The organism is Actinosynnema mirum DSM 43827, from assembly GCF_000023245.1.
Lineage (GTDB): Bacteria > Actinomycetota > Actinomycetes > Mycobacteriales > Pseudonocardiaceae > Actinosynnema > Actinosynnema mirum.
On sequence record NC_013093.1, the window covers coordinates 7,336,384 to 7,362,331 of the forward strand.

Sequence of the window (25,948 nt, forward strand, 5' to 3'; positions counted from 1 at the left end):
CAGTCAACAAACACCCTCCCCCCGATTCCACCTCACGCCGCGCACACGCCCGCCCCGCACCCCCGCACATCCGGGCGTGTCGCTGTGACGTGCGCTTCGGCCGGGCGCAGCGCTGTGACGTGCGCTTCGAGCAGCCCTCACCCCTCCCCCGCAGCAGCCGCGCGCCGCCGTCCGCACGATCACCGGGGCCTCCCGACCCCCTACCCCCGCAGTCCCCGGACGCCCACCCCCTCCCCCGCGCGGCACCGCCGCGCCGCGCCGGGAGCGGCCGATCAGCGGGGCACTTCGCCAAGTGTCCCAACACGTTCCGTCACCAGGACCAAGTCCCATCCCCCTGAAAGCAGCAACCCGACCACCCACCCGAACCCATCGGCTCCCGAACGCTTCACCCCGCCCCAAAACGGGCACCCACACGGATCAACTAGTCCACCCGGCCGGTTGAGGTTGGTCGGTTTCCCGCCCCACGCGACGCGCCGCCTGCGCTCTACTGGGAGTCGGGCGAACGCCCCCGACCTGCCCCGACCCGACCCCGACCGCACGGTGCGCTCAGCGCAACGTCGCAGCTCAGAGCACCACGGGGAGTCCGAGCCCCGGAAAAAGCACGACGTGTCACGTCAAGGGTTGCTCAAGTGCCGCAACGTGGAGACGATCCTGATCGATCCTGTGACCGAGCACTCCTTGCACGTCCCCTCCTGTGTGGGAACTGCACCAGACGGGGGACTAGCCTGACCCATGAGTGAGTCAACACCAAGAGCGAGATGGATAGAGGCGAGCGCCAGCCGTGTCCAGCAGTCCTGCTTCACAGTTCGGCCCCAACGAGTGGTTGGTCGAGGAGATGTACGAGCAGTTCCTCGCCGATCCGTCGTCGGTAGACCCCGCGTGGCACGACTTCTTCGCCGACTACAAGTCGACGCAGCGCAACGGGTCCACCACGACCGCCGCCCCCACGGCGGCCACCCAGGCTGACACCGGGAAGGCCGCGTCGTCGGGCGCGCCCGCGGCGGCCAAGCAGGCCGCGAGCACCGCGCCCGCCGCCAAGACGCCCGCCGCACCCGCTCCGTCGAGCGCCCCCAAGCCGAAGGCCGCGGCGCCCGCCAAGCCCGCTGCCGCCCCGGCCGCCAAGCCCGCTCCCGCGCAGGCCGCCAAGGCCGCGCCGGTGCAGCAGGCGAAGGGGCCCGAGCAGAAGCAGCTGCGCGGAGCCGCGGCGGCGATCGCCAAGAACATGGAGCTGTCGCTGACGGTTCCGACGGCGACCAGCGTGCGCGCCGTCCCGGCGAAGCTGCTGGCCGACAACCGGATCGTGATCAACAACCACCTCAAGCGCACGCGGGGCGGGAAGGTCTCCTTCACGCACCTGATCGGCTACGCGGTGGTCCGGGCGCTCCAGGCGTTCCCGAACATGAACCGGCACTACGCCGAGATCAACAACAAGCCGCACGTGGTCACGCCCGAGCACGTGAACTTCGGCCTGGCGATCGACCTGCCCGGCAAGGACGGCAGCCGCACGCTGGTCGTCGCCTCGGTCAAGGGCTGCGAGAACATGACGTTCACGCAGTTCTGGCAGGCCTACGAGGACCTGATCCGCAAGGCCCGCGGCGGCTCCCTGACCGCCGAGGACTTCTCCGGCACCACGATCTCGCTGACCAACCCCGGCACCATCGGCACGAACCACTCGGTTCCGCGCCTGACCGCAGGCCAGGGCACGATCGTCGGCGTCGGCGCGATGGAGTACCCCGCGCACTTCCAGGGCACCAGCGAGCAGGCCCTGACCGACATGGGCGTCAGCAAGATCATCACGCTGACCTCCACGTACGACCACCGCATCATCCAGGGCGCGGAGTCGGGCGAGTTCCTCAAGCGCGTCCACCAGCTCCTGCTGGGCGAGGACGGCTTCTACGACGACGTCTTCACGTCGCTGCGCCTGCCGTACGAGCCGATCCGCTGGGTGGCCGACATCCCCGAGGGCGCGGTCGACAAGACCGCCCGCGTCATCGAGCTGATCGACGCGTACCGCACGCGCGGCCACCTGATGGCCGACACGGACCCGCTGAACTACCGCCAGCGCAAGCACCAGGACCTCGACGTCCTGTCGCACGGCCTGACCCTGTGGGACCTGGACCGGGAGTTCCCGGTCGGCGGGTTCGCGGGCAAGGAGCGGATGCGCCTGCGCGACATCCTGGGCGTGCTGCGCAACTCCTACTGCCGCACCGTCGGCGTGGAGTACATGCACATCCTCGACCCGGAGGAGCGCCTCTGGATCCAGGAGCGCGTCGAGGTCCCGCACGAGAAGCCCCCGGCCACCGTGCAGAAGTACATCCTGTCGAAGCTCAACGCCGCCGAGGCGTTCGAGACCTTCCTGCAGACCAAGTACGTCGGCCAGAAGCGCTTCTCGCTGGAGGGCGGCGAGACCGTCATCCCGCTGCTCGACGCGGTGCTGGACAAGGCCGCCGAGCACGAGCTGGACGAGGTCGTCATCGGGATGCCGCACCGCGGTCGCCTGAACGTCCTGGCCAACATCGTGGGCAAGCCGATCTCGCAGATCTTCCGCGAGTTCGAGGGCAACCTCGACCCCGGCCAGGCGCACGGCTCCGGCGACGTCAAGTACCACCTGGGCGCCGAGGGCAAGTACTTCCGGATGTTCGGCGACGGCGAGACGAAGGTGTCGCTGACCGCGAACCCGTCGCACCTGGAGGCCGTGGACCCGGTGCTGGAGGGCATCGTCCGCGCCAAGCAGGACATCCTGGACATGGGCGGCGAGAGCTTCCCGGTGCTGCCCGTCGCCATGCACGGCGACGCGGCGTTCGCCGGCCAGGGCGTGGTCGCCGAGACGCTGAACCTGGCGCTCGTGCGCGGCTACCGCACCGGCGGCACGGTCCACGTGATCGTCAACAACCAGGTCGGCTTCACCACCGCGCCGGAGAACTCGCGCTCGTCGAAGTACTCGACGGACGTCGCGAAGATGATCGGCGCGCCGGTGTTCCACGTGAACGGCGACGACCCCGAGGCCTGCTACTGGGTGGCGAAGCTGGCGGTCGACTACCGCCAGGCGTTCAACAAGGACGTCGTCATCGACATGGTGTGCTACCGCCGTCGCGGGCACAACGAGGGCGACGACCCGTCGATGACGCAGCCGGCGATGTACGACGTGATCGACACCAAGCGCTCGGTGCGCAAGACCTACACCGAGGCGCTGATCGGTCGCGGCGACATCTCCGTGGAGGAGGCAGAGAAGGCCCTCCAGGACTTCTCCTCGCAGCTGGAGCACGTCTTCAACGAGGTGCGCGAGCTGGAGAAGCACCCGATCAAGGCGTCCCCCTCGGTGGAGGAGGAGCAGCAGGTCCCGGCGAAGCTTCCGACCGGGGTGCCGCGCGAGGTGCTGGAGCGCATCGCGGACGCGCACGTGGAGCTGCCCGAGGGCTTCACCCCGCACCCGCGCGTCAAGCCGGTGCTGGAGCGGCGCGCCAAGATGGCCCGCGAGGGCGGCATCGACTGGGCGTACGCGGAGCTGCTGGCGTTCGGCTCGCTGGTGCACGAGGGCCGCACGGTCCGCCTCGCCGGGCAGGACTCGCGGCGCGGCACGTTCACCCAGCGGCACGCGACCCTGATCGACCGCAAGACCGGTCAGGAGTACACGCCGATCCAGAACCTGGCCGACGACCAGGGCAAGTTCATGGTCTACGACTCGGTGCTGTCGGAGTTCGCGGCGCTCGGCTTCGAGTACGGCTACTCGGTGGCGAACCCGGACGCGCTGGTGCTGTGGGAGGCGCAGTTCGGCGACTTCGTCAACGGCGCGCAGCCGATCATCGACGAGTTCATCTCGTCCGGTGAGGCGAAGTGGGGCCAGGTCTCGGACGTCGTGCTGCTGCTGCCGCACGGCCACGAGGGCCAGGGTCCCGACCACACGTCGGGGCGCATCGAGCGGTTCCTCCAGCTGTGCGCCGAGGGCTCGATGACCATCGCGGTGCCGTCGACGCCCGCGAACTACTTCCACCTGCTGCGCAGGCACGCCCTCGACGGCGTGAACCGGCCGCTGGTGGTGTTCACCCCCAAGTCGATGCTGCGCCTGAAGGCCGCCGTCAGCCCGGTGGAGGACTTCGTCGAGGAGCGCTTCAAGTCGGTCATCGACGACGCGGCGATCGAGGACAACTCGGCCGTCACGAAGGTCCTGCTGTGCAGCGGCAAGATCTACTACGAGCTGGTGGCCGAGCGCGAGAAGCGGGGCGCGAAGGACACCGCGATCGTGCGCGTCGAGCAGCTGTACCCGGTGCCGAAGCGGAAGCTGAACGAGGCGCTGGAGGCCTACCCGAACGCGAACGACGTGCGCTGGGTCCAAGAGGAGCCCGCGAACCAGGGCGCGTGGACGTTCTACGGCCTGCACCTGCCGGAGCTGCTGCCGGAGCGCTACCGCCTGACCCGCGTGTCCCGCCGCCGCATGGCCGCCCCGTCGGCCGGGTCGTCGAAGGTGCACGAGGTCGAGCAGCGCGAGATCATCACGAAGGCCTTCGAGTAGGCCGGCGTGTACTTCACCGACCGGGGCATCGAGGAGCTGGAGTCCAGGCGGGGCGAGGAAGAGGTCTCCCTCGCCTGGCTGGCGGACAAGCTGCGCGGGTTCGTGGACGCGAACCCGGAGTTCGAGACGGCGGTCGAGCGGCTGGCCACGTACCTGGCGCGCGACGACGAGGACGACCCGGAGGACTGAGGTCCCCGGTGCTGTGACTGTGTGACGGGAGGGGCACCCGCCTTCGTTGGCGGGTGCCCCTCTTGGCGTTCACGGGCCCTGCGAGGGCCTCGCGCGGGTCGGCCGTTGGTCAAGCCGTTGGTCAGCCGTTGACGGGCCCGATGTAGGTGCCGGGCCGGGTGGCGCCGTCCTGGAGCGTGACGGGGCCGGAGGTCCACGGCAGGTCGACGGTGGCCGTGGTGTTCGGCGGGGTCACCCGGAGGGTCTTGACGTCCCACGGGTCGGCGGAGGCGGGCAGGAACGACAGGTAGCTGGTGGCCGCCTCGCCGGGCTGGAGGGTGACCTCGGGCGTGGTGTCGCTGGAGCGGGTGAGGTCCCAGGTGTGGCCGTCCGCGCCGACGAGCTGCGCGCCGGGGTAGCCGGACAGGGTGCAGGCGGTGTCGCCGGTGTTGGTGATGACCACCGGGAGCTTCTTCTGCGAGTCGCCCTGCGGCTTCCCGGTGGACGGGGTGAGGCTGGCGCACTCCGCCGCGGCGGCCTGCCCGTCACCCGACTGCCCGATGGGCGCCGGGCTGGACGGCGCGGACTCGGTGGAGACCACCGCCGACCCGCCGCCCGACCCGCTGCCGGGTGAGGCGCTGCCGGGCGTGGACGACCCGCAGGCCGTGACGGCGGCGCAGGCCGCGAGCAGGCTGACCATGGCGGTGGTGCGGGTGGTGCGGCGCATTCCGCGTTCCCCTCGTCGACGTCGGTTGCGGCCACCGGGTACCCGCTCCCTCACCAGGCGTACGCCTCCGGCGCGGGCTTGCTGCCGTTCGGGCCGGGTGCGGGGAACAGCTCGTCCAGCTTCGCCAGGACCTCGGCGTCCAGCTCGATCTCCACCGCCCGCAGCGACCCGTCCAGCTGCTCGACCGTGCGCGGCCCGACCAGGGGCGCCGTCACGCCCTCCTGGTGCAGCAGCCACGCCAGGCCCACGTGCGCCGGGTGCTCGCCCAGCTCCTCGCACAGCGCCTCGTACGCCTCCAGGGACCGCTCCAGCTTCGCCAGGTCGCCCTTCGCGTAGTCGTCGACGCCCCGGTTGGCCGTGCCCTCGCGGCGCTTGCGCAGCACCCCGCCGAGCACCCCGCCCGCCAGCGGCGACCACGGGATCACGCCCAGGCCGTAGTGCCGCGCCGAGGGCAGCACCTCCAGCTCCGCGAACCGGTTCGCCAGGTTGTACACCGACTGCTCGCTGACCAGCCCGAGGAACCCGCGCGACCGGGCCGCCTCCTGGGCCTGCGCGATGTGCCACCCGGCGAAGTTGGACGACCCGAAGTAGACGACCTTCCCCTGCTGCCGCAGGACGCTGAACGCCTCCCAGATCTCCTCCCACGGCGTCGACCGGTCGACGTGGTGCATCTGGTACAGGTCGATGTAGTCCGTCTGCAACCGCCGCAGGGAGGCGTCGCACGCCTTGCGGATGTGCAGCGCGGACAGGTAGGTCTCGTTCGGCCAGTCGCCCATGCTGTTGTGCGCCTTGGTGGCGATGACGGTCCTGTCCCGCCTGCCGCCGCCCTGCGCGAACCACCGGCCGATGATCTGCTCGGTGACGCCCTCGCCGGTCTTCCAGCCGTAGACGTCGGCCGTGTCGAAGAGGTTGATCCCGTGCTCCAGGGCGCGGTCCATGATGGCGTGGCTGTCGGTCTCGGAGGCGACCGGGCCGAAGTTCATGGTGCCCAGGCAGATCCGGGACACGGAGAGGCCGGAGCGCCCCAGGTGGGTGTAGTCCATGCGGCACAACATCGCACCCGGTGGATCTTGGTCGACACCGGGGCCGGTGATCGGCTTCAGGGCAGGGCCAGCAGCTCCCGCACGCGCGCCGGCCGCCAGGACAGCTCGGCCGCCAGGGCGGTGACGGCGGCGCCCCGCGCGGGCCCACCGGCGCGGCCTGGGCCGCGGGCCGCCTCGAACGCCCCGCGCAGCGCGGCAGGCTGCTCACCGGGGTGCCCGGCCAGCGGGCTCGGCTCGAACCCCGTGGACGCGCGCAGCCGCAGGTGGGCCCGGCCCGCCGCCGAGTCGGACAGCAGGCCCAGCTCGTGGCAGCGGCGCAGCAGGCACGTCGCCGACACGCCCCACGCGCGGCGCAGCTCGGCGAGCCGCCGCAGGTCGGCCCGGCGCGGCAGCTCGGGGCCGATGGCGTCGGCGGGCGCGAGGAACTCGGCGGCGAACACGTCGGCCGCCCGCTCGCCCGCCGCGCCGCCGGGGGCGCGGTCGCCGTGCAGCACCAGGTGGCCCAGCTCGTGGGCGGCGCTGAAGCGGTGGCGGTGGACGTCGTCGGCGCGGTTCGGGGTGAGCACCACGACCGGGCGGGGCGGCGCGGCGGTGGAGAACGCGTCCACGGTCTCCAGGTCCGGGTCGCGGGGCGGGCACTGCACCAGCACGCCGCGCTCCTCCATGCGCCGCACCAGGTCCCGGACCGGGCCGGCGCCCAGCCGCCACGCCGCGCGCAGCGCCCTGGCCGCGACGACCGGGTCGCCGGGCAGCCGGGGCAGGTCGACGGCGGGCAGCGCGGCGCGGCGCTCCAGCGCGGACGCCAGCTCCCAGGTCTGCTCGGCGTGCGCGACGGCCTTCGCGCGCTGGTAGGAGCGGGTGGCGCGGAGGCTGCGGAAGTGCGCGGACGCCGGGTCCAGGCGGGGGTGCGGGCGGTCGGCGGTCAGGAACGGGGGCGGCACGTCGAGCGCGGCGGCCAGCGCGGCGAGCAGCTCGGGGCGCGGGCGGTGGGCGCCCTGCTCGTACTGGCCCACCGCCGTGGGCGTGACCCCGACCAGGTCGGCGAGCCCGCGCCTGGTCAGGCCCGCGAGGTGGCGGGCCTGGGTGAGGCGGGTCGGGACCAGCTCAGGCACCCGCCGGACCGGCGCCCCTGACCAGCCGCAGCACCGGCGGCCTGCCGCCGTCGGCGCCGTCAGCGCCGTCCGCCGCCGTGCCGGGGAGCGCGCCGGGCGCCTCGTCCTGCTCGTAGTCCCCCGGCTCGACCGCGTCCACCGGCAGCTTCTCCGGCGACCACATGATCCGCCCGTTGTCCTCCAGCGCGATCGCCTCGCCCCACCAGGCCTCCAGCACCCGGTCGGCGTCCGCGTTGGCGACGAACCCGACGTAGACCACGGTCAGGTTCGCCTGGTGCGCGGCGATCGCGGCGTCCTGCAGCGACGGCTCGGCCTCCGGCTCGGGCAGGTCGAACAGCGTCGGCGACGCCTCCACGCCCAGCCCCCTGGACACCCGCAGCGGCACGTCGGCGCGGATCTTGGCCCGGTGGATCGACTTGGCCAGCGACGTCGAGTGCCGGAACGGGATGAGCACCCGGTCGTTGACGAGCGCGAGCTTGTAGGGGGCGCCGCGCGGGTGGAACGGCCGGTAGCCGGGCAGGTGGGCGAGGTCGAACTGCTGGACGACCAGGTTGTACCGGGAGTCCCACATGCTGCCGTACGCGCGCTTGTTGCGGATGCCCTCGGCGGTGGCCGCCGCCTGCACCCGCCAGGCGGCCTGCTGCGCCCGGTGCAGCCCGACCACCACGCTGGTGATCACGGCCTTCGCCTGGTCGCCGAACTGAGCGAGCGCCCACTCGGACGGCTCGAAGTCCTTCACCGCGGTCCTCCCGTCAACCGGTGGGACTTCACTTTCCCACACGGATCACCCACGTCCGGGGACGCTCCGGCCCGCGCGCGTCGCACGAACGGGCTAGCGCTCCCCCGGCCCCCAGGGGTTCCGGCACCCGCTCGGGAGGCCACCGCACCGCGTCGCGCGCCACAGCGGGGCCGGGCTCGGCGGGAGGCCGCCGCGCTGGCCGGTTCACCGCGCCAGCCGCGCCGCCCGCTCCCGCAGCGCACGGGCCTCCGGGTCGGGGAACCCGGCCGCGAGCGCCCCGGCCTCCGCCAGCGCCTCGGCCGGGTCGTCCACGACGGCGGCCAGGTTCACCAGCGCCACCGCGAGCTGCCACCGGTTCCCCAGCTCCCGCAGCACCACCACCGCGCCCCGGTGGAACCGCTCGGCGTCCTCGACCCGCCCGAGCCGCGCGTACGCCTCCCCGGTGGCGTCGAGCGCGACCGCCTCCCGCTCCCGGTCCCCGACCTTCCGGTGCATGGCCGCCGACCGCTGGTACTCCACCAGCGCCCGCTCCGGCCGCCCGGCCGCCACCTCCACCCGCCCGGACTCGACGAGCCAGAACGCCTCGGCGACCGGGTGCTCCTCGTCCCGCGCCACCGCCAGCGCCGCGCTGATGTCCTGCCGCGCCGCGTCCAGGTCGCCCAGCTCCCGGTGGGCCCGGCTGCGGCCGTGCAGGCTCTCCGCCTCGTTGATCCGGTCGCCGCGCGCGCGGAACACCTCGGCGGCCAGGGTGAGCAGGTCCCGGCCGGTCTCGAAGTCGCCGAGGTGGCAGTGGACCTCGGCGGTGTTGGCCGTGGTCAGGCCTATCCAGTGCGGGTTGTCCAGCTCGGCCGCAGTGGCGCGGGCCTGCTCGAACGCGGCCAGCGCCTCCGACAGCCGGTGGTCGCGCAGCAGGGCGAGGCCGATGGCGTTGGCGGACACCATCTGCCCCCACCGGTCGCCCAGGGCGCGCCGGATGGCGAGCGACTCGCGGTGCCGCTCGATCCCCTCGAGGGCCCGCCCCCGCTGCACCAGGGCCTTGCCCAGGCTCTCCAGCACCTCGGCCTCCCCGACCCGGTCGCCGAGCCCGCGCACGGCGCGCAGGGCGATGGCGCCGGTCTCCAGCCAGTCTTCGAACCGGTTGCTCCTGGCGTGGAACGGGCGGAGCACGGCGTGCAGCAGCCAAGCCAGGTCGAGCATCCCGCTCTCGTCGGCGTGCCGGACGGCGACGACGAGATTGGCGTGCTCGACCTCCAGCCAGCGCAGCGCCTCGGCCAGGTCGGCGAACGCGGGCGGCTCGGCGGGGCCGGTCGGGGCGGCGTGCTCCCCCAGCAGCGCGCTGCGGGGCGCGTGCGGAGTGATCAGGTCGCACGCCAGCGCGGTGGAGCGCAGGTACCACAGCAGCAGGTCGCGCAGCGCGGCCCTGGCGCTCTCCGGGGTCTCGTCCACCCTGGCCTGGTCGGTGGCGTAGGCCCGGAGCAGGTCGTGGAACTGGAACCGGTCGGGCCCGATCTGCTCGACCAGGTGCGCGCCGACGAGGTCGTCCAGGAGCCTGCGGGTGGTGCGGACGTCCGCGCCCACCAGCGCCGCCGCCGCGCAGGCGCCGAACTCGGCCCCGGTGTGCAGGCCGAGGCGGCGGAACAGCTTGCCCGCGTCCGGGGTGAGCGCCCGGTAGGACCAGGCGAACACGGTGCGCACGCCGTCCTCGTCGGCGTCGGAGGTGAGCGCGTCCCACAGCGAGGACTCGTCGCGCAGCTCCTCGATGAGCTGCCGCAGCGGCAGGTGCGGCCGTCGCCCGGCGCGCTCCCCCGCGATGCGCAGGGCGAGCGGCAGGTGGGCGCACAACCCGGCCAGCTCCACCAGCTGCGCCGGGTCGTCGGGCGGGCGGTGGGTGTCGGTGACGCCGTGCAGCAGCTCCAGGGCCTGCGGTTCGGTGAGCACGTCCAGCACGAGCCGGTGCGCGCCGTCGCGGGCCACCAGGCCCGCGAGCCTGCTGCGGCTGGTGATCACGACCAGGCAGCCCGCGGTGCCGGGCAGCAGCGGGCGGACCTGGGCGACGTCGGAGGCGTTGTCCAGCAGCACGAGCACGCGGCGGCCCGCGAGCATCGAGCGGTAGGCGGCGGCCCTGCTCTCCAGGTCGGCGGGCACCGGCTCGCCGGGGTCGCGCAGGGAGCGCAGGAAGTGGTCGAGCGCGTGCGCGGGGGTGACCGGCGGGCCGGGGTCGTAGCCGCGCAGGTTGACGTACAGCTGGCCGTCCGGGAAGGCGGCGGACACCCGGTGCGCCCAGTGCACGGCGAGCGAGGTCTTGCCGACCCCCGCGGTGCCGGTGACCACGCACAGGCCGACGCCGGAGACGTCCGACCCGAGGTGGTCGTTCAGGAAGCCGTTGAGGCGCTGCAGCTCCTCGGTCCGGTTGACGTAGCCGCGCACGTCGGCGGGGAGCTGGCGGGGCGGGGGCCAGGCGGCGCGGGGGCGCGCACCGTGGAAGTGCACGCCCCCGTTGACCGCGCCCGCCTGCACGACGTCGTCGGCGGAGCCGCCGAACTCGTTGCGCGCGAAGTCGCCTGCTTCGTCGGTCACGGCGCCTCTGGGAGTTCCGGCGCGACGCGGCGGGCGTGGTAGTCGGCGACCGGCTCGGCGGCGTCGTGCAGCGACCGGTACACCTGCCGCCAGTGGGCCACCTGGTGGTCGGTGGCGGCGGTGGCGCCGGTGGGGACGCCGTCGGGGGTGTAGTGGATGAAGTAGACGACCTCGTCGTCGAAGCCGACCAGGTCGGGCAGCGGACCGCCCGCCTCCAGCTCGGCGAGGTCGGCGGCGTCGACCACCTTGATCTGCTCGCCGAGGGCGGCGCGCTGGACCTGCGAGGTCAGCTCCCACAGCACGTACGGGTCGAGCGGCTCCTCGACGACCCTGACCCGCCCGACGACCATGCCGTGGGCGGCGGCGGCCCGGTGCTGCCGCTCCAGCCGGGGCAGGCGCTCGGCGAGCAGGGCGAGCGAGCGGGCGCGGTCACCCGCGAGGAAGGCGGCGCAGCTGGCGTTGCCCTCCTCCTGGAAGACCTGGGTGCGCTCGATCTTCCACAGCTCGCCGACGCCCTCCACGCCGTGGTGGCGGTCGAAGCCGTCAACGTACTCGTCGAGCGTGAGCGGGACCCCGGTGTACGCGCTCACGACAGCACCGCCTTGAACGTGCGCGCGACGGCTCCCGGCACGACGACCAGCCGCTCCCCGTCGCCGACGCCGACCCCCTCCGGCAGTCGCCCCTCGTAGGCCTCGGTGCAGTCGCGGCCGATGACGGCGAGGTCGCCGTTGTCGAGCTCCCACATGTCGGGGCAGGTTGCCCTTTCCTCGCACGGGCCGTTGTCACCGCCCAGTTCGGCGAGCGTCTTGACGAGCCTGTGACGGAAGGTCGCCGTGAGGTCCGGATTCCAGTCCAGTGCCATCATTCCCCCGATTGGTCGCACACGGTGATACATCACCAAGCTATAGACCAATAAGAGGGGTGTGCACCGCAGTTTGGCGGACGCGCCGACGGCACGGGAAAAATTTAGTCCGACCAGGTCAGAAAAGATGCGATCCTAATAAAGGATATTCACCCCATAGAGTTATATGTAGAATTTCCAGGAATCACGCGGTCACCTCTCCCGAACCCCTCGCCGCCACACCGCCCACGTGAGCGGCACCCCCGGCCGGTAGGCCAGGTGGGTGGTCGACGGGGCGTTCAGCACGTGCACGTCCGCCCGCGCGCCCACGCCCAGGTGGCCCACGTCGGTCCGGCGCAGGGCCCGCGCGCCGCCCGCCGTCGCGGCGCGCACGGCCTCCTCCACGGTCAGCCGCATCTGGAGCACCGCCGTCGTCACCGCGAACGCCATCGACGTGGTGTACGACGAGCCGGGGTTGCAGTTGCTCGCCAGCGCCACCTCCGCGCCCGCGTCCAGCAGCGCCCGCGCGGGCGGCAGGGGCTGGCGGGTGGACAGGTCGCAGGCGGGCAGCAGGGTCGCGACGGTGCCCGAGCCCGCCAGCGCCGCCACGTCCGCGTCGGACAGGTGCGTGCAGTGGTCCACGCTCGCCGCGCCCAGCTCCACCGCCAGCCGCACCCCCGGCCCCCGCCCGAGCTGGTTGCCGTGCACCCGCAGGCCCAAGCCGCGCGACCGGGCGGCCTCCAGGACGCGCCGGGACCCGGCCTCGTCGAACGCGCCCTCCTCGCAGAACACGTCCGCCCACCGCACGTGCGGCGCGACCGCGTCCAGCATCTCCCCCGACACCAGCGCCAGGTACCCGTCCGCGTCGGCCCCCGGCGGCACCAGGTGCGCGCCGAGGAACGTCACCTCGTCCACCCACCGCGCCGCCAACCGGGCGGCCCGCAGCTCCTCCTCGACCGTCAGCCCGTACCCGGTCTTGGTCTCCAGGCACGTCGTGCCCTGGGCGACCGCCTCGGCCACGTGCCGCCGCAGCCCCTCCTCCAGCTCGGCGTCCGACGCGGCCCGCGTGGCGGCGACCGTGGTCGCGATGCCCCCGGCCGCGTAGGGCCGCCCGGCCATCCGGGACTCGAACTCCTCGGTCCGGTCCCCGGCGAACACCAGGTGCGTGTGGCTGTCCACCCACCCCGGCAGCACCGCCCGCCCGCCGACGTCCACCCGCTCGTCCGCCGAGGGCGCCCCGGCCGCCGGACCGACCCACGCCACCCGGTCCCCGTCGAGCACCAGCGCCGCGTCCCGCATCCGCCCCAGTTCTGGGTCGTTCGTGGTCAGCTCGCCGATCCCGGTGACCAGCGTGCTCACCGCCACGGCGCTCACCGGCCACCACCCACGACCACCGACGCCACGACCGCCGACGCCACACCCACCGACAAGCCCCTCACCGCCGCAGCACCTCCCGGTACAACCCGCCCACGTCGCCCAGCTCCTCGTGCACGCCGTCGCGCGCCACGACCCGCCCGCCGACCACGACCGCCGCCACGTCCGCCGCCGTCGCCGCCAGCACCAGCTGCTCCAGCTCGGCCCCGGCCGTGCGCGCCGAGCCGGTCCGCAGCGCCACCAGGTCCGCGGGCGCGCCCACCTCGATCCGCCCCGCCTCCGGCCTGCCCAGCGCGTGGTGCCCGGTCAGCGCCGCCACCAGCTCGGCGGGCGAGAACCGCCCCCGCCGCCCCGACCGCAGCCGCTCGCCGTGCTCCAGTCCGCGCGCCTCCAGCAGCGGGTCCACCACCGCGTTCTGGTCGCTGCCCAGCGACAGCCGCACCCCGGCGTCGGCCAGCTCCCGCGCGGGCCCGATGCCGTCGGCCAGGTCGGCCTCGGTGGTCGGGCACAGGCACACCCCGGTCCCGCTGCCGGCGAGCAGCGCGATGTCCTCGTCGGTCAGGTGGGTGGCGTGCACGGCGGTGGTGCGCTCGCCCAGCGCGCCCGCCTCGGCGAGCAGCGCGGTCGGGGTGAGGCCGTATGCCTCCAGGCACTCCCGGTTCTCGTCGGGCTGCTCCGACAGGTGCACGTGCAGCGGCCGGTCCGGGAACGCGCCCGCGACGGCGGCCAGCTCCTCGCGCGGCACCGCGCGCACCGAGTGGATCGCCGTCCCCACGACCGTGTTGTCGTCGGGCAGCAGCTCGCCGGACCGCCGCGCCCACGCCGCCGCGCCGCCGTCGCTGAACCGCTCCTGCGCCCCGGCGACCGGCTTCCCGATCCCCCCGGCGAGGTAGGCGGTGTCGAGCAGGGTCAACCGGATGCCCGCCGCCCGCGCCGCCGCCCGCAGCGCCTCGGCCATCTCGTTGCCGCCCGCGTGCAGGTAGTGGAACTCGGCGACGGCGGTGTACCCGGCGACCACCATCTCGGCGTACACGGCGGTGGCGAGCCGCTGGTACGAGCGCGGCGTCAGCGCGCCGGCCAGCTCGTACATCCGCTCGCGCCACGTCCAGAACGTGCCGCCCCCGTCGTGCGTGCGCCCGCGCAGCCCCCGGTGGAAGGCGTGCGAGTGCGCGTTGGCGAACCCCGGCAGCACCACCCCGTGCAGCCGCTGGGACCCCAGCGGGATGGTGTCGACCTCGCGGACCTCGCGGATGATCCCGTCGGACACCCGCAGCAGCACCCGCGCCGCGACCCCGCCGGGCAGGACGGCCCGCTCGCACCAGAAGCTCTTCACCGCGAGATCACCAACCACCGCACATCGGCCTCCTGCCGCTCACCCGGTTCGGCTTTCGTCCGGCCCGCACCACCGCGGAGCCCACCCCCAGCATGGCCGCGACGACGCGGCCAGCCAAGATCCACAGCCGGGGGAGCCCCGGTCCGCGCCCCTCCGGCGGACCGGGGCCCCCACGACCTCACCCGGCCAGGTGCTCCAGCGCCGCCGCCAGCGCGACCACCCCGGCCGCGCAGTCCGCGTCCTCGGCGAACTCCTCCGGCGCGTGGCTCACCCCGGTCGGGTTGCGCACGAACAGCATCGCCGTGGGCACGTGCCCGGCCAGCACGCCCGCGTCGTGCCCGGCGCCGGTCGGCAGCGCGGGGACCCCGCCGAGCACGGCGGACAGCTCGTCGCGCAGCCCGGCGTCGAAGTGCACGGTGTCCCCGTAGGACTCCTCGGTGACCCGCACCTCGCAGCCCTCGTCCGCCGCCGCCCGCTCGGCCGCCTCCACGACCTCCGCCACGACGGCCCGCGTGGTCGCGTCGTCCGAGGCCCGCGCGTCCAGCCACAGGTCCACCGAGGACGCGATCACGTTGGTGCCGCCGGGGTTCGGCACGATCCGCCCCACCGTCGCCCGCGCGCCCCCACGCGCCGCGGCGCGGGCGGCCAGCACGGTCGCCGACGCGGGCAGCACCGGGTCGCGCCGGTCCTCCACCAGGGTCGCCCCGGCGTGGTTGCCCTCGCCGGTGAACGTGAACCGCCACCGGCCGTGCGCCAGGATCGAGCTCGCCACCCCGACCGGCGCGGTCAGCCCGCGCCCCTGCTCGACGTGCAGCTCCACGAACGCCCCGATGGAGGTGAGCGCCGCGTCGTCCCGCCCCATCGCCGAGGGGTCGAACCCGGCGGCGCGGGCGGCGTCGCCGAAGCCGACCCCGTCCGCGTCGACGAGCGCGGCGGCCCGCTCGGGCGTGATCGCGCCGGTCATCAGCCGGGTCCCCAGGCAGGCGACGCCGAACCGCCCGCCCTCCTCCTCGACGAACACCGCCACGGCCAGCGGTCGCGCGGGCCGGAACCCGCGCGACCGCAGCAGGTCCACGGCCTGGAGCGCGGACACCACGCCGAGCGGCCCGTCGAACGCCCCGCCGCCGGGCACCGAGTCCAGGTGGCTGCCGGTGACCACCGCGCCGGGACCGGGCCGCCCCCACCACGCCCACAGGTTCCCGTTGCGGTCCGCCCGCACGTCCAGCCCGCGCGCGGTCGCCTCGGCGGTGAACCACTCGCGCAGCTCCAGCTCGACCCGGTCGAACCCGTGCCGCGAGTACCCGCCGCGCCGCGCGTCCCGGCCGACGTCGGCCAGGTCGGCCAGCGAGGTCACTCGCCACCCCCGGCCATCGGCACCCGCACCCCGCGCTCGTCCGCGACCTCGCGCGCCCGGTCGTACCCGGCGTCCACGTGCCGCAGCACGCCCATGCCGGGGTCGTTGGTGAGCACCCGCTCGATCTTCGCGGCGGCCAGCTCGGTGCCGTCCGCGACGGTGACCTGCCCGGCGTGGATCGACCGCCCGATGCCGACGCCGCCGCCGTGGTGGATCGACACCCAGGTGGCCCCGGAGGCGGTGTTGACCAGCGCGTTCAGCAGCGGCCAGTCGGCGATCGCGTCGGAGCCGTCGGCCATCGCCTCGGTCTCCCGGTACGGCGAGGCCACCGACCCGCAGTCCAGGTGGTCGCGACCGATGACGATCGGCGCGGACAGCTCCCCGGACGCCACCATCTCGTTGAACTTCAAGCCCGCGCGGTGCCGCTCGCCGTAGCCGAGCCAGCAGATCCGGGCGGGGAGCCCCTGGAACTCCACCCGCTCACCGGCGAGCTTGATCCACCGGGCGAGCTGCTCGTTCTCCGGGAACAGCTCCAGGATCGCGGCGTCCGTCTTGGCGATGTCGGCGGGGTCGCCGGACAGCGCGGCCCAGCGGAACGGGCCCTTGCCCTCGCAGAACAGCGGCCGGATGTAGGCGGGCACGAAGCCGGGGAAGTCGAACGCCCGCTCGCAGCCGCCGAGCTTCGCCTCGCCCCGGATCGAGTTGCCGTAGTCGAACACCTCGGCGCCCGCCGCCTGGAACCCGAGCATGGCCTCCACGTGCGCGGCCATCGAGGCGCGCGCCCGCTCGGTGAACTCCTCCGGCTTCGCGGCGGCGTACCCGTGCCACTCGTCGACGCCGACCCCGACCGGCAGGTACATCAGCGGGTCGTGCGCGGAGGTCTGGTCGGTGACCACGTCCACCGCCACGCCCCGGCGCAGCAGCTCCGGCAGCACCTCGGCGGCGTTGCCGACCACACCCACGGACAGCGCGCGCCCCTCGGCCTTCGCGGCGAGCGCGCGGGCGACGGCGTCGTCCAGGTCGTCGGCGACCTCGTCCAGGTAGCGGGTCTCCACGCGCCTGCGCGCCCGCGCCGGGTCGACCTCCACGCACAGCGCGACGCCCTCGTTCATGGTGACCGCCAGCGGCTGCGCCCCACCCATGCCGCCGAGCCCGGCCGTGACGGTGAGCGTGCCGCGCAGGGTGCCGCCGAACCGCTTGGCGGCGACGGCGGCGAACGTCTCGTAGGTGCCCTGCAGGATGCCCTGGGTGCCGATGTAGATCCACGACCCGGCGGTCATCTGCCCGTACATGGTCAGCCCGGCCGCCTCCAGGCGGCGGAACTCGGGCCAGTCCGCCCAGTCCGGCACCAGGTTCGAGTTGGCGATCAGCACGCGCGGCGCCCACTCGTGGGTGCGCAGCACGCCCACCGGGCGGCCGGACTGCACCAGCAGCGTCTCGTCGTCGGCCAGCTGCTCCAGCTCGCGGCTGATGGCGTGGAAGCTCGGCCAGTCGCGGGCGGCCTTGCCGGTGCCGCCGTAGACCACCAGGTCCTCGGGGCGCTCGGCCACGTCCGGGTCGAGGTTGTTGTGGAACATGCGCAGCGCGGCCTCGGTCGGCCAGCTGCGCGCGGTCAGGTCGGTCCCTCTGGCTGCGGTCACCACGACTGGGGCGCTCCGTTCCTGATGATGGCTTCGGCTGCGGCGATCTCGGGCGCGAGGTGCCGGTCCGGGCCGGGGCCGGGCACGACCTCGCGCAGCCTCGCGACGGCGGCGGCCGTGGCGGGGGCGGGCTTGAGCGGGGCGCGCAGGTCCAGGGCCCGCGCGGCGGTCAGGTACTCGATGGCGAGCACGGTCCGCAGGCCGTCGACGGCCTTGCGCAGCTTGCGCGCGGCCGACCAGCCCATGGACACGTGGTCCTCCTGCATGGCGGAGCTGGGGATCGAGTCGACCGAGGCGGGCACGGCCAGCCGCTTGAGCTCGGACACGATCGCGGCCTGCGTGTACTGGGCGATCATGTGCCCGGAGTCGACGCCGGGGTCGTCGGCCAGGAACGGCGGCAGGCCGTGCGAGCGGTTCACGTCGAGCATCCGGTCGGTGCGGCGCTCGGCGATGCTCGCGACGTCGGCGACCGGGATGGCCAGGAAGTCCAGCACGTAGGCGATCGGCGCGCCGTGGAAGTTGCCGTTGGACTCGACGCGGCCGTCCGCGAGCACCACCGGGTTGTCCACGGCGGAGGCGAGCTCGCGGTCGGCGACGGTCTCGGCGTGCGCGACGGTGTCGCGGGCGGCGCCGTGCACCTGCGGGGAGCAGCGCAGCGAGTAGGCGTCCTGGACCCGGTTGCAGTCCGGGCCCCGGTGGCTGGCGACGATCTCCGAGCCGGCCAGGATGTCGGCCATGCGCTGGGCGCTGCGGCCCTGGCCGGGGTGCGGGCGCAGGGCGTGCAGGTCGGCGGCGAACACCCGGTCGGTGCCCAGGAGCGCCTCCACGCTCATCGCGGCGGTGAGGTCGGCGACGTCGAGCAGGTGGCGCAGGTCGTGGATGGCCAGCACCAGCATCCCGAGCATCCCGTCGGTGCCGTTGATCAGCGCCAGGCCCTCCTTCTCGGCCAGGCGCAGCGGCGTGATGCCCGCGGCGGCGAGCGCGTCGGCGGCCGGGACGAGGTCGCCCGCCGCGTCGCGCACCATGCCCTCGCCGGTGAGGGCGAGCGCGGCGGCGGACAGCGGGGCGAGGTCGCCGGAGCAGCCGAGCGAGCCGAACTCGTGCACCACCGGGGTGATGCCCGCGTTCAGCGCGGCCGCCATGGTCTCCACGGTCTCCGGCCGCACGCCGGTGTGCCCGGAGGCGAGCGTGCGCAGTCGCAGCAGCACGAGCGCCCTGACCACCTCGCGCTCCACCTCGGGCCCCGCGCCCGCCGCGTGCGAGCGCACCAGTGCCTGCTGGAGCGCGGCGCGGCGGTCCGGCGGGATGTGCCGGACGGCGAGCGCCCCGAACCCGGTGGACACCCCGTAGGTGGGCCGCTCGGCCGAGGCCAGCCGCTCGATGTGGGCGCGCGCGGCGGCGACGGCCTCGCGCGCCTCACCGGTGAGCCGCACGGCGGCGGAACCGCGGGCGACGGCGGCGACCTCGTCGCGGGTGAGGGCCTTCGGCCCGAGTTCGACGTGCTGCATGGGCACATCACAACCCGCGGCGGCCCCCGGCACGAGCGGAGATCGGGCGGAGGTGTCTGGGATACCAGACGGACTGTGGGGTTCCGCAGGGGTGCGGAAGACGCGCAGGCGGTGGGAGCGCGTCCTCCGCCCGTTCCGAACTCAGCGCGGCGCGATGACGGTCACTTCCGCCAGCCGAGGTCGGCGTCCCTGACCGGCTGGAGCCCGTTCGCGACGGGCGCGTCCGGCGGCGCGACCGGGAGCGCCGGCAGCAGCCGAAGACGCCCGCGATGGCGGGGCCGTCCAGCCCTTCCCAGTAGCGCAGCACCACCGGGCCCGCTGCTCGCGCGGCAGCAGCGCGAGGGCGCAGCAGCGGGGTGACGTGCTCGGCGGCGAACGCCTCGAAGCTCGTTGTCACGGACCTCCACTGCGCGGCGAGCGTGTTTTGTCGAGCACGGGTTTCTGTTGAGAATGGGTCCATGGGTGGGAGCAGCGACGTCCCGGCGCTGCGCCGGGGGCTCGCGGTGCTGCGCCTGCTGGCGAGCAGGCCGGGGCCGCTGTCGGCGGCGGCGGTGGCGCGCGAGCTGGACCTGCCGAGGTCCACGACCTACCACCTGCTGGCGGAGCTGGCCGACGCCGGGTTCGCCACGCACTTCCCGGAGGAGCGCCGCTACGGGCTCGGGGTGGCCGCGTTCGAGCTGGGCTCGGCGTACCTGCGGCACGACCCCCTCGAACGCCTGGCGCGCCCGCTGCTGCGCAAGCTGGTGGACCAGGTGTCGCTGCCCGCGCACCTGGGCGTGCTGCACGGCGCCGAGGCCCTCTACCTGGTGCGGGAGCAGCCGAGGCAGCCGCAGACGATCGTGTCGGACGTCGGGGTCCGGCTGCCCGCGCACCTGACCGCGTCGGGGAGGGCGATGCTGGCCCGGCTGCCGGACGCGCAGGTGCGGGCGCTGTTCCCGAGCGCGCGGGCGTTCGTGGACCGCACCGGCCGGGGCCCGCGCAACCTGCCCGCGCTGCGCAGGCTGCTCACCGGGGAGCGGCGGCGCGGCTGGGCGGTGGAGGACGGGTTCGTGACGGCCGGCTTCGCGTCGGTGGCGGCCCCGGTCTACGACCACGGCGAGCGCCCGATCGCGGCGATCACGGTGACGTTCCGGCATTTGTGCGAGGAGCCGTGCGGCCAGTCCTGGCCGGAGCTGGCGGCCGAGGCGATGCAGACCGCCGACTCGCTCACCGAGCGGATCGGCGGGAGCCGGGCGTAGGAAAGCGGCGCCCCCCGGAGGGGAGCGCCGCTTTCCCGAACCGCGAATCCCTTACAGGGACACCGTCTTCAGGAACTCCGCCGCCACGTTGGCCACGGTCTCCTTGTCCACGTCGACCTTCTTGACCAGCTCGGCCACGTTCTCCGTCGTCAGCGCGGCGGAGACCTTGTCCAGCACGGCCTTGCCCTTGTCGTCCACGGCGCCGGTCCGCAGCAGCGGCAGGATGTTCTGCGCCGGGTACATGCTCTTCGGGTCCTCCAGCTGCACGAACCCGTTCACCGCGATGTCGGCCTGCGTGGTGTACAGGTTCGCGACCTGCGACCCGCCGTCCTTGAGCGTGTCCACGGTGACCGGGCCGCCCGCGTCGGTGGTCTTGATCTCCTTGAAGGTGACCCCGTACAGCTCCTTGATCTTGGCCTCCCAGCGCTGGGCCCACTCGCCCGCCGCGCCGAGCACGTACTTGCCCTCGCCGAGGTCGGCGATGGACTTCACGCCCGAGTCGGCGGTCTCCTTGGTGACCACCAGGACGTCCTTGTCCTCGGCCGCCGACTTCTCCAGCACCTCCAGGCCCTCGGGGAGCTTGGACTCGAGCGCCGAGTAGACCTCCTCGGCCTCGGAGGCGGTGCTGGCCTTGTCGAAGTGCACCAGCAGGTTGCCGGTGTACTCGGGCACCACCGCGAGCGACTTGTCCTGCAGCGCCTGCACGACCAGCTCGCGCGCGCCGATGCCGGAGCGCACCGACACCTTCGCGCCGGTGGTCTTGAGCGCGCCGGCGTAGATCTCGGCCAGGATCTTGTTCTCGGTGAAGTCGGCCGAGCCGACCACGATCTCGCCGGAGGCGGCCTGGTCGCCGCTCCCGCTGAGGTCCTCCGCCGAGCCGCAACCGGCGGTCGCCAGCGCGACCACCGCCGCCACCGCCGTCAACGTGCGCTTCATGCCTTGCTTCCCCTCACTTCGCGCTGCGCGGCGGCGGTCGCCGACAGCTTCCCCTTGCGACGCCGCGTGCCGAGGGTGAGGCCCTTGGGCACGAGGAGCCTTCCCACCCCCGCCAGCAGCAGGTCGAGCGCGACCGCCAGCAGGGCGATGAGCACCGCGCCGCCGACGAACTGCCCGTAGTCCAGCACCCGCAAACCGTCCAGCAGCGGACGGCCCAGCGTCTCGATCCCCACGTACGCGGCCACCGACGCGGTCGCCACGACCTGCAGGGTGGCGTTGCGCACCCCGCCGAGCAGCAGCGGCAGCGCGTTCGGCAGCTCGACCCGCCACAGCACCTGCGAGCCGGTCATGCCCATGCCGCGCGCGGCGTCCACGACGCCCCGGTCCACGTCCTGCACCCCGGCGTACGCGCCGGCGAGCAGCGGCGGGATGGCCAGCACGATCAGCGCGATCACGACCCCGGCCTGCCCGCCGCCGAGCAGCAGGTACAGCAGGGTGACCAGGCCGAGCGTGGGCAGCGCCCGCAGCGCGTTGCCGCCCGCGACCAGCACCGTCCCGCCGCGCCCGGTGTGCCCGATCCACAGGCCCAGCGGCACCGCGATCGCGCTCGCGCCGAGCACGGCGGCCAGGCAGTACAGCAGGTGCACGCCGACCCGCGTCGGGATCGAGGTGGGCCCGGACCAGTTCGCGGGCGAGAGCAGCCACTCCAGCGCGTCAGCGAAGATCACTTCACGACCTCCGCCCACGGCGTCAGCACCTTGCGCAGCGCGACCAGCAGCAGGTCCACGACCAGCGCCAGCACGAGGGTGAGCACGACGCCGACGATGATCGGCGCGAGGTAGCGCTGCCGGAACCCGTCGGTGAACAGCACGCCGAGCCCGCCGGTGCCGATCAGCGCGCCCACGCTGACCAGGCTGATGTTGCTGACCGACCCGACCCGCACGCCCGCCGCGAGCACCGGCACCGCCAGCGGCAGCTCCACCGCGAAGAACCGGCGCACCGGCCGGAAGCCCATGGCGGTGGCGGCGGCGGTGACGTGGCCGGGCACCGCGTCGAGCGCGTCGGCGACCGGGCGCACCAGCAGCGCCGTCGTGTACAGGGTGAGGGCGGCGACGACGTTGACGCTGTCCAGGACCTTCGTGCCGATGAGGGCCGGGATGATCGCGAACAGGGCCAGCGACGGGATCGTGTAGAGCACGTTCGACAGGGCGATCACGGTGGCGCGCGCGGCGCGGAACCGGTGGCACAGCAGGCCGAGCGCGATCGCCAGGACCACGGCGACCAGCAGCGGGAACAGCGACAGGTAGACGTGCTCGCCGAGCATGTCGAGCACCGCGGACCGGGTGCCCGCGTCGGAGAGGTAGTCCAGGACGTCAGGCACGGGCGGTCCCCGGTTGCTCGGGCCGCTCGCGCTGCGCCTCGATGGCGTCCAGGACCTCGCGGGCGGTGACGACGCCCGCGTAGCGGCCGTCGGGGTCCACGGCCACGCCCAGCCCGGCGGGTGAGGACAGGGCGGCGTCGAGCGCGCCGCGCAGCGGGGTGCCCAGCTCGTGCAGGCTGCCCCCCGGCACGGCGGCGGCGTCACCCGGCGGGTGCCAGCCCTGCGGCCTGCGGTCGGCGTCGAGCACCAGCCGCCAGGCGTCGCCCGCGCCGGGCGCGTCGTCCGGTCCGACCGTGTCGACCTGCCCGAGCGCGAGACCGCCGGAGTCCGCGAAGGACAGCCCCCGGTAGCCCCGGTCGCGCCCGACGAACCCGGCGACGAAGTCGTCGGCGGGCCGGGACAGCAGCTCTGCGGGCGGCGCGTACTGGGCGAGCACGCCGCCCTCGCGGAACACCGCGACCTTGTCGCCGAGCCGCACCGCCTCGTCGATGTCGTGCGTGACGAACACGATCGTCTTGCCCAGCTCGCCCTGCAGCCGCAGCAGCTCGTCCTGCAGGCCCTCGCGCACCACCGGGTCGACGGCGCTGAACGGCTCGTCCATCAGCAGCACGGGCGGGTCGGCGGCGAGCGCGCGGGCCACGCCGACGCGCTGCTGCTGGCCGCCGGACAGCTGCGCCGGGTAGCGCCCGCCCAGCTCCTGCGGCAGCCCGACGAGCTCCAGCAGTTCGGCCGCGCGGGTGCGGGCCCTGCGCTTGCCCCAGCCGGACAGCAGCGGCACGGTCGCGACGTTGTCGAGGACCGTGCGGTGCGGGAACAGGCCCGCCTGCTGGATGACGTAGCCGATGCCGCGCCGCAGCTCCGGCGGGTCGACCTCGCGCACGTCCCGGCCGCCCACCAGGACGGTGCCGGACGTGGTCTCCACCATGCGGTTGACCATGCGCAGCGAGGTGGTCTTGCCGCAGCCGGACGGGCCGACGAACACGGTCACCGCGCCGGGCTCGGCCACCAGGTCCAGGCCGTCGACCGCGGTCGTCCCGTCGTCGAACCGCTTGGTCGCTCCCCTGAACTCGATCACACCGGGTTCCCTCCCCCTGGGTTGCGGCTGTCGGACGACCCTAGCCCGTCGGGGTGACAGCGGCAGGTCATCCCGGATAACGGGAAGTCCCTCGCGGGGGGCGGGACGCCGACGGTGGCGAGCCGGGTCCCCGGCACCGTTTAGGCTGCTCTGCTTGTGGCAGCAGATGAGCCGAGCGACCGCGTCCGCGACCTCCTGGCGAGCCGGGGGGCGCACGCGCGCCCGCTGCGCCGGGTGCTGACCCTGCTGTGCCGGGACTGGCACAGCCTCGCGGAGCTGGTCCGGCTGCCCGCCGTGCCGCGCCGCACCGTGCAGGAGCTGCTGACGGCGGCGCAGGACGACCTGGAGAGCAGGGGCGACCGGCACCGGATCGTCCCCGCGCGGGCCGCGGCGTACGCCCGGTACGCGGCCGAGGAGCTGCCGGACGCGACGGACGCGCTGGTGGCGGAGAACCCGGACCTGCTGGCGGTGGTCCGCGCGGACATCGCGTCCGTGCCGCCGCCGGTGGCCGCGCTGGACCACGTGCAGGCCACGCCGGAGACGGCGCTGAAGCGGGCGCTGTGGCTGACCACGACCTACGACCTGTCCGGCCGGACCCTGCTGTGCCTGGGCGACCACGACCTGACGTCGCTGGCGGTGTGCGCGGTGGACCCTGGCGTGCGGGTGGTCGTGGTGGACGTGGACGACCGGCTGCTGGCGCACGTGGACCGGATCGCGGCCGAGCGCGGCTGGGACGTCACGACGCTGCACGCGGACTTCCGCTTCGGGTTGCCGCCGTCGGTGCTGGAGAGCGCGGACCTGGTGTTCAGCGACCCGCCTTACACGCCGGAGGGCATGGGCCTGTTCGCGGCGCGCGGCGTGGAGTGCCTGGGGCGGGACGGGAGGCTGCTGCTGGCGCACGGCTCCAGCGACCGCACCCCGGCGCTGGGGTTGAAGGTGCAGCAGGAGCTGCTGCGGCTGGGGCTGCTGTTCGAGGCGGTGCTGCCCGCGTTCCACCGGTTCGACGGGGCGCAGGCGATCGGCAGCGCGGCGGACCTGTACGTGTGCAGGCCGACGTCGCGGCGGTCGGTGTCGGTGACCAAGCCGGGGATCTACACGCACGGCCCGCAGTCGCTGGAGTCCGAGGGCCCGAGCGGCAAGGCCCTGGAGTCGCTGGTGGACCTGGCCCCGCGTCCGGAGTCGAGCCCGCCGCCGAAGCCGAGGCAGCCGGGCTGGGCCGAGCCGGTGGGCAGGGGGGCGGCGTCGCTGGCCGTGGACCTGAGCGCCGATCCGGGCCCGTGGCTGCTGCGGACGCTGCTGGCGTGCTCGCCGGGGCGGATGGCGGCGCTGGTGCCGAACAACCACCCGGACGTCGCGTCGGAGAAGGGGCAGAAGGCGCTCGCGGAGCTGGTGGGGACGCGGTTCTCGCTGCGCTACCTGCGTTCCACGCCGGACGGGAAGACGTGCGTCGTGGTGGCGGACCAGGTGCTGGCGGGCGGGTTGGACGAGGGCGGGTTGGCGGTGCGGGAGGTGCTGTCGCGCGCGCACGGCAAGCTGGGGAACGTGTGGCGGGAGGCGCTGGTGACGGCGACCAGGGGCGGTCTGACGAAGCGGGCGGCGCGGGAGCGCATCACCGAGGCGGTGGGTGAGGCGGCGGACCTGGAGGAGCGCCTGATCGACCTGCCGAGGCACCGGATCGCCGCGCTGCTGCCGCTGATCGCCGCGTCCGCGCGCTGACCTCTCTCCGCCGGGTGGCGCCGGGGTTCAGTCGAACTCCCGCGCCACCCGCTCCCGAGCCCGCGCCACGGCCCGCTCAACCGGGTCGAGCACCCGCCGCGTGGCGAACCACGCCCCAACCGCGACGTGCGCCAGTGCGGCGCCCCCGACCTCCCAGACCGCGAGCGGCCGAACCTCCTCGGGCAACTTCCCCCGCAGCACCCCGCGCGGGTCGACCACGAACTCGGGCACCACGTCCCCTGCCTCTCCCACCCGCGGCGCGCGAAGCCCGTTCTCCACGTGCTCGGTCACCAGGTCCCCGCACCGCACCGAGTAGAAGTCCGCCGGGTTCCGCTCCCGATCCCCGACCCGGTGCCCGACGACGAGGCAGTCCCGCTCGACCCGCCCGGTGAGGGTGAGCCAGGCGGACTCGGCGGAGAACGCGGACACCACGAGCAGCACACCTGCGGAGAGCCCGAGGACCCACCCGGCGTGCTGCCCGCGCCACAGGGTGCTCTTGACCAGGAACCCGGCCGCGCACCCGAGGACGAGGAGCGCGCACCCGAGGAGCACGGGCGCGCCGACCAGGAACCCCACCACGCCGGCGGGCACGAGCAGCACGCCGACCACCAGCAACACCCTCTTGACGACCACGTCCACCCGTTGATCCTCCCCTGAGGACGGTGGGGGGCGGGTG

General features: G+C 74.2%; 21 protein-coding genes. 4 read left to right on the forward strand and 17 right to left on the reverse strand.

Annotated elements, in window-relative coordinates; genetic code table 11:
• Positions 1 to 835: 835 nt before the first annotated feature.
• Positions 836 to 4,510: a multifunctional oxoglutarate decarboxylase/oxoglutarate dehydrogenase thiamine pyrophosphate-binding subunit/dihydrolipoyllysine-residue succinyltransferase subunit gene (locus AMIR_RS30995; protein ID WP_041837147.1), complete on the forward strand. Its 3,675-nt coding sequence runs from the start codon at positions 836 to 838 to the stop codon at positions 4,508 to 4,510.
• Positions 4,511 to 4,516: 6 nt separating this feature from the next.
• Positions 4,517 to 4,699 (forward strand): DUF6104 family protein, encoded by a 183-nt coding sequence (locus AMIR_RS31000; RefSeq protein WP_015804942.1) that lies wholly within the window; start codon positions 4,517 to 4,519, stop codon positions 4,697 to 4,699.
• 121 nt (positions 4,700 to 4,820) lie between these two features.
• On the opposite strand, the gene AMIR_RS31005 is transcribed toward AMIR_RS31000, so the two are convergent.
• The 12 genes from AMIR_RS31005 to hutH all read right to left on the reverse strand — a co-directional run bounded on the left by AMIR_RS31005 (position 4,821) and on the right by hutH (position 18,926).
• Positions 4,821 to 5,405, reverse strand: coding sequence for a DUF4232 domain-containing protein (locus AMIR_RS31005; protein ID WP_015804943.1), 585 nt, complete (start codon positions 5,403 to 5,405; stop codon positions 4,821 to 4,823).
• Between the two features lie 50 nt (positions 5,406 to 5,455).
• Positions 5,456 to 6,448, reverse strand: coding sequence for an aldo/keto reductase (locus AMIR_RS31010; protein ID WP_041837148.1), 993 nt, complete (start codon positions 6,446 to 6,448; stop codon positions 5,456 to 5,458).
• 56 nt (positions 6,449 to 6,504) lie between these two features.
• Positions 6,505 to 7,560, reverse strand: coding sequence for an XRE family transcriptional regulator (locus AMIR_RS31015; protein ID WP_015804945.1), 1,056 nt, complete (start codon positions 7,558 to 7,560; stop codon positions 6,505 to 6,507).
• Entirely contained in the window at positions 7,553 to 8,299 is a 747-nt protein-coding gene (locus AMIR_RS31020) for a hypothetical protein (RefSeq protein WP_015804946.1), read from the reverse strand. Before AMIR_RS31020 ends, AMIR_RS31015 begins: the two co-directional genes overlap by 8 nt.
• A gap of 204 nt (positions 8,300 to 8,503) precedes the next feature.
• Positions 8,504 to 10,876 (reverse strand): ATP-binding protein, encoded by a 2,373-nt coding sequence (locus tag AMIR_RS31025; protein WP_015804947.1) that lies wholly within the window; start codon positions 10,874 to 10,876, stop codon positions 8,504 to 8,506.
• The gene (locus AMIR_RS31030) at positions 10,873 to 11,466 is read right to left on the reverse strand and encodes a DUF6879 family protein (protein ID WP_015804948.1); all 594 of its coding nucleotides are present in this window, start codon (positions 11,464 to 11,466) and stop codon (positions 10,873 to 10,875) included. Before AMIR_RS31030 ends, AMIR_RS31025 begins: the two co-directional genes overlap by 4 nt.
• Positions 11,463 to 11,741 (reverse strand): hypothetical protein, encoded by a 279-nt coding sequence (locus AMIR_RS31035; protein ID WP_222840836.1) that lies wholly within the window; start codon positions 11,739 to 11,741, stop codon positions 11,463 to 11,465. The genes AMIR_RS31030 and AMIR_RS31035 overlap by 4 nt, the downstream gene beginning before the upstream one ends.
• Positions 11,742 to 11,930: 189 nt before the next feature.
• Complete coding sequence (hutI, locus tag AMIR_RS31040) at positions 11,931 to 13,076, reverse strand: imidazolonepropionase (protein WP_015804950.1); 1,146 nt, start codon at positions 13,074 to 13,076, stop codon at positions 11,931 to 11,933.
• Positions 13,077 to 13,152: 76 nt separating this feature from the next.
• Complete coding sequence (locus AMIR_RS31045) at positions 13,153 to 14,424, reverse strand: formimidoylglutamate deiminase (RefSeq protein ID WP_041837149.1); 1,272 nt, start codon at positions 14,422 to 14,424, stop codon at positions 13,153 to 13,155.
• 178 nt (positions 14,425 to 14,602) lie between these two features.
• A complete protein-coding gene (locus AMIR_RS31050; protein WP_015804952.1) occupies positions 14,603 to 15,778 on the reverse strand; it encodes an allantoate amidohydrolase in 1,176 nt (391 codons plus the stop codon).
• Positions 15,775 to 17,421: a urocanate hydratase gene (gene hutU, locus AMIR_RS31055; protein ID WP_015804953.1), complete on the reverse strand. Its 1,647-nt coding sequence runs from the start codon at positions 17,419 to 17,421 to the stop codon at positions 15,775 to 15,777. Before hutU ends, AMIR_RS31050 begins: the two co-directional genes overlap by 4 nt.
• Positions 17,415 to 18,926, reverse strand: coding sequence for a histidine ammonia-lyase (gene hutH, locus AMIR_RS31060; RefSeq protein WP_015804954.1), 1,512 nt, complete (start codon positions 18,924 to 18,926; stop codon positions 17,415 to 17,417). The genes hutU and hutH overlap by 7 nt, the downstream gene beginning before the upstream one ends.
• Positions 18,927 to 19,384: 458 nt before the next feature.
• Between hutH and AMIR_RS31065 the strand changes: the two genes are divergently transcribed.
• Positions 19,385 to 20,164: an IclR family transcriptional regulator gene (locus AMIR_RS31065; protein WP_015804955.1), complete on the forward strand. Its 780-nt coding sequence runs from the start codon at positions 19,385 to 19,387 to the stop codon at positions 20,162 to 20,164.
• Between the two features lie 51 nt (positions 20,165 to 20,215).
• Here AMIR_RS31065 and AMIR_RS31070 read toward each other — a convergent pair whose 3' ends face one another.
• The 4 genes from AMIR_RS31070 to AMIR_RS31085 are packed head-to-tail and all read right to left on the reverse strand — an operon-like array spanning position 20,216 to position 23,556.
• On the reverse strand, positions 20,216 to 21,100 hold the full coding sequence (locus AMIR_RS31070) for an ABC transporter substrate-binding protein (RefSeq protein WP_015804956.1): 885 nt from the start codon (positions 21,098 to 21,100) through the stop codon (positions 20,216 to 20,218).
• Positions 21,097 to 21,828 (reverse strand): ABC transporter permease, encoded by a 732-nt coding sequence (locus tag AMIR_RS31075; RefSeq protein ID WP_015804957.1) that lies wholly within the window; start codon positions 21,826 to 21,828, stop codon positions 21,097 to 21,099. The genes AMIR_RS31070 and AMIR_RS31075 overlap by 4 nt, the downstream gene beginning before the upstream one ends.
• On the reverse strand, positions 21,825 to 22,424 hold the full coding sequence (locus tag AMIR_RS31080) for an ABC transporter permease (RefSeq protein WP_084799286.1): 600 nt from the start codon (positions 22,422 to 22,424) through the stop codon (positions 21,825 to 21,827). The genes AMIR_RS31075 and AMIR_RS31080 overlap by 4 nt, the downstream gene beginning before the upstream one ends.
• Before the next feature lie 49 nt (positions 22,425 to 22,473).
• Complete coding sequence (locus AMIR_RS31085; RefSeq protein ID WP_015804959.1) at positions 22,474 to 23,556, reverse strand: ABC transporter ATP-binding protein; 1,083 nt, start codon at positions 23,554 to 23,556, stop codon at positions 22,474 to 22,476.
• Between the two features lie 156 nt (positions 23,557 to 23,712).
• Between AMIR_RS31085 and AMIR_RS31090 the strand changes: the two genes are divergently transcribed.
• Positions 23,713 to 25,272, forward strand: coding sequence for a bis-aminopropyl spermidine synthase family protein (locus AMIR_RS31090; protein WP_015804960.1), 1,560 nt, complete (start codon positions 23,713 to 23,715; stop codon positions 25,270 to 25,272).
• Between the two features lie 27 nt (positions 25,273 to 25,299).
• Here AMIR_RS31090 and AMIR_RS31095 read toward each other — a convergent pair whose 3' ends face one another.
• On the reverse strand, positions 25,300 to 25,911 hold the full coding sequence (locus AMIR_RS31095) for a hypothetical protein (protein ID WP_015804961.1): 612 nt from the start codon (positions 25,909 to 25,911) through the stop codon (positions 25,300 to 25,302).
• Positions 25,912 to 25,948 lie beyond the last annotated feature (37 nt).

Excerpts from the sequence above, each read along its gene's own strand:
- AMIR_RS30995 (WP_041837147.1), top strand. The coding sequence starts at position 836 with ATGTACGAGCAGTTCCTCGCCGATCCGTCGTCGGTAGACCCCGCGTGG.
- AMIR_RS31005 (WP_015804943.1), bottom strand. The coding sequence starts at position 5,405 with ATGCGCCGCACCACCCGCACCACCGCCATGGTCAGCCTGCTCGCGGCC.
- AMIR_RS31010 (WP_041837148.1), bottom strand. The coding sequence starts at position 6,448 with ATGGACTACACCCACCTGGGGCGCTCCGGCCTCTCCGTGTCCCGGATC.
- AMIR_RS31035 (WP_222840836.1), bottom strand. The coding sequence starts at position 11,741 with ATGATGGCACTGGACTGGAATCCGGACCTCACGGCGACCTTCCGTCAC.
- hutH (WP_015804954.1), bottom strand. The coding sequence starts at position 18,926 with ATGCAGCACGTCGAACTCGGGCCGAAGGCCCTCACCCGCGACGAGGTC.
- AMIR_RS31065 (WP_015804955.1), top strand. The coding sequence starts at position 19,385 with ATGGGTGGGAGCAGCGACGTCCCGGCGCTGCGCCGGGGGCTCGCGGTG.
- AMIR_RS31070 (WP_015804956.1), bottom strand. The coding sequence starts at position 21,100 with ATGAAGCGCACGTTGACGGCGGTGGCGGCGGTGGTCGCGCTGGCGACC.
- AMIR_RS31080 (WP_084799286.1), bottom strand. The coding sequence starts at position 22,424 with ATGCTCGGCGAGCACGTCTACCTGTCGCTGTTCCCGCTGCTGGTCGCC.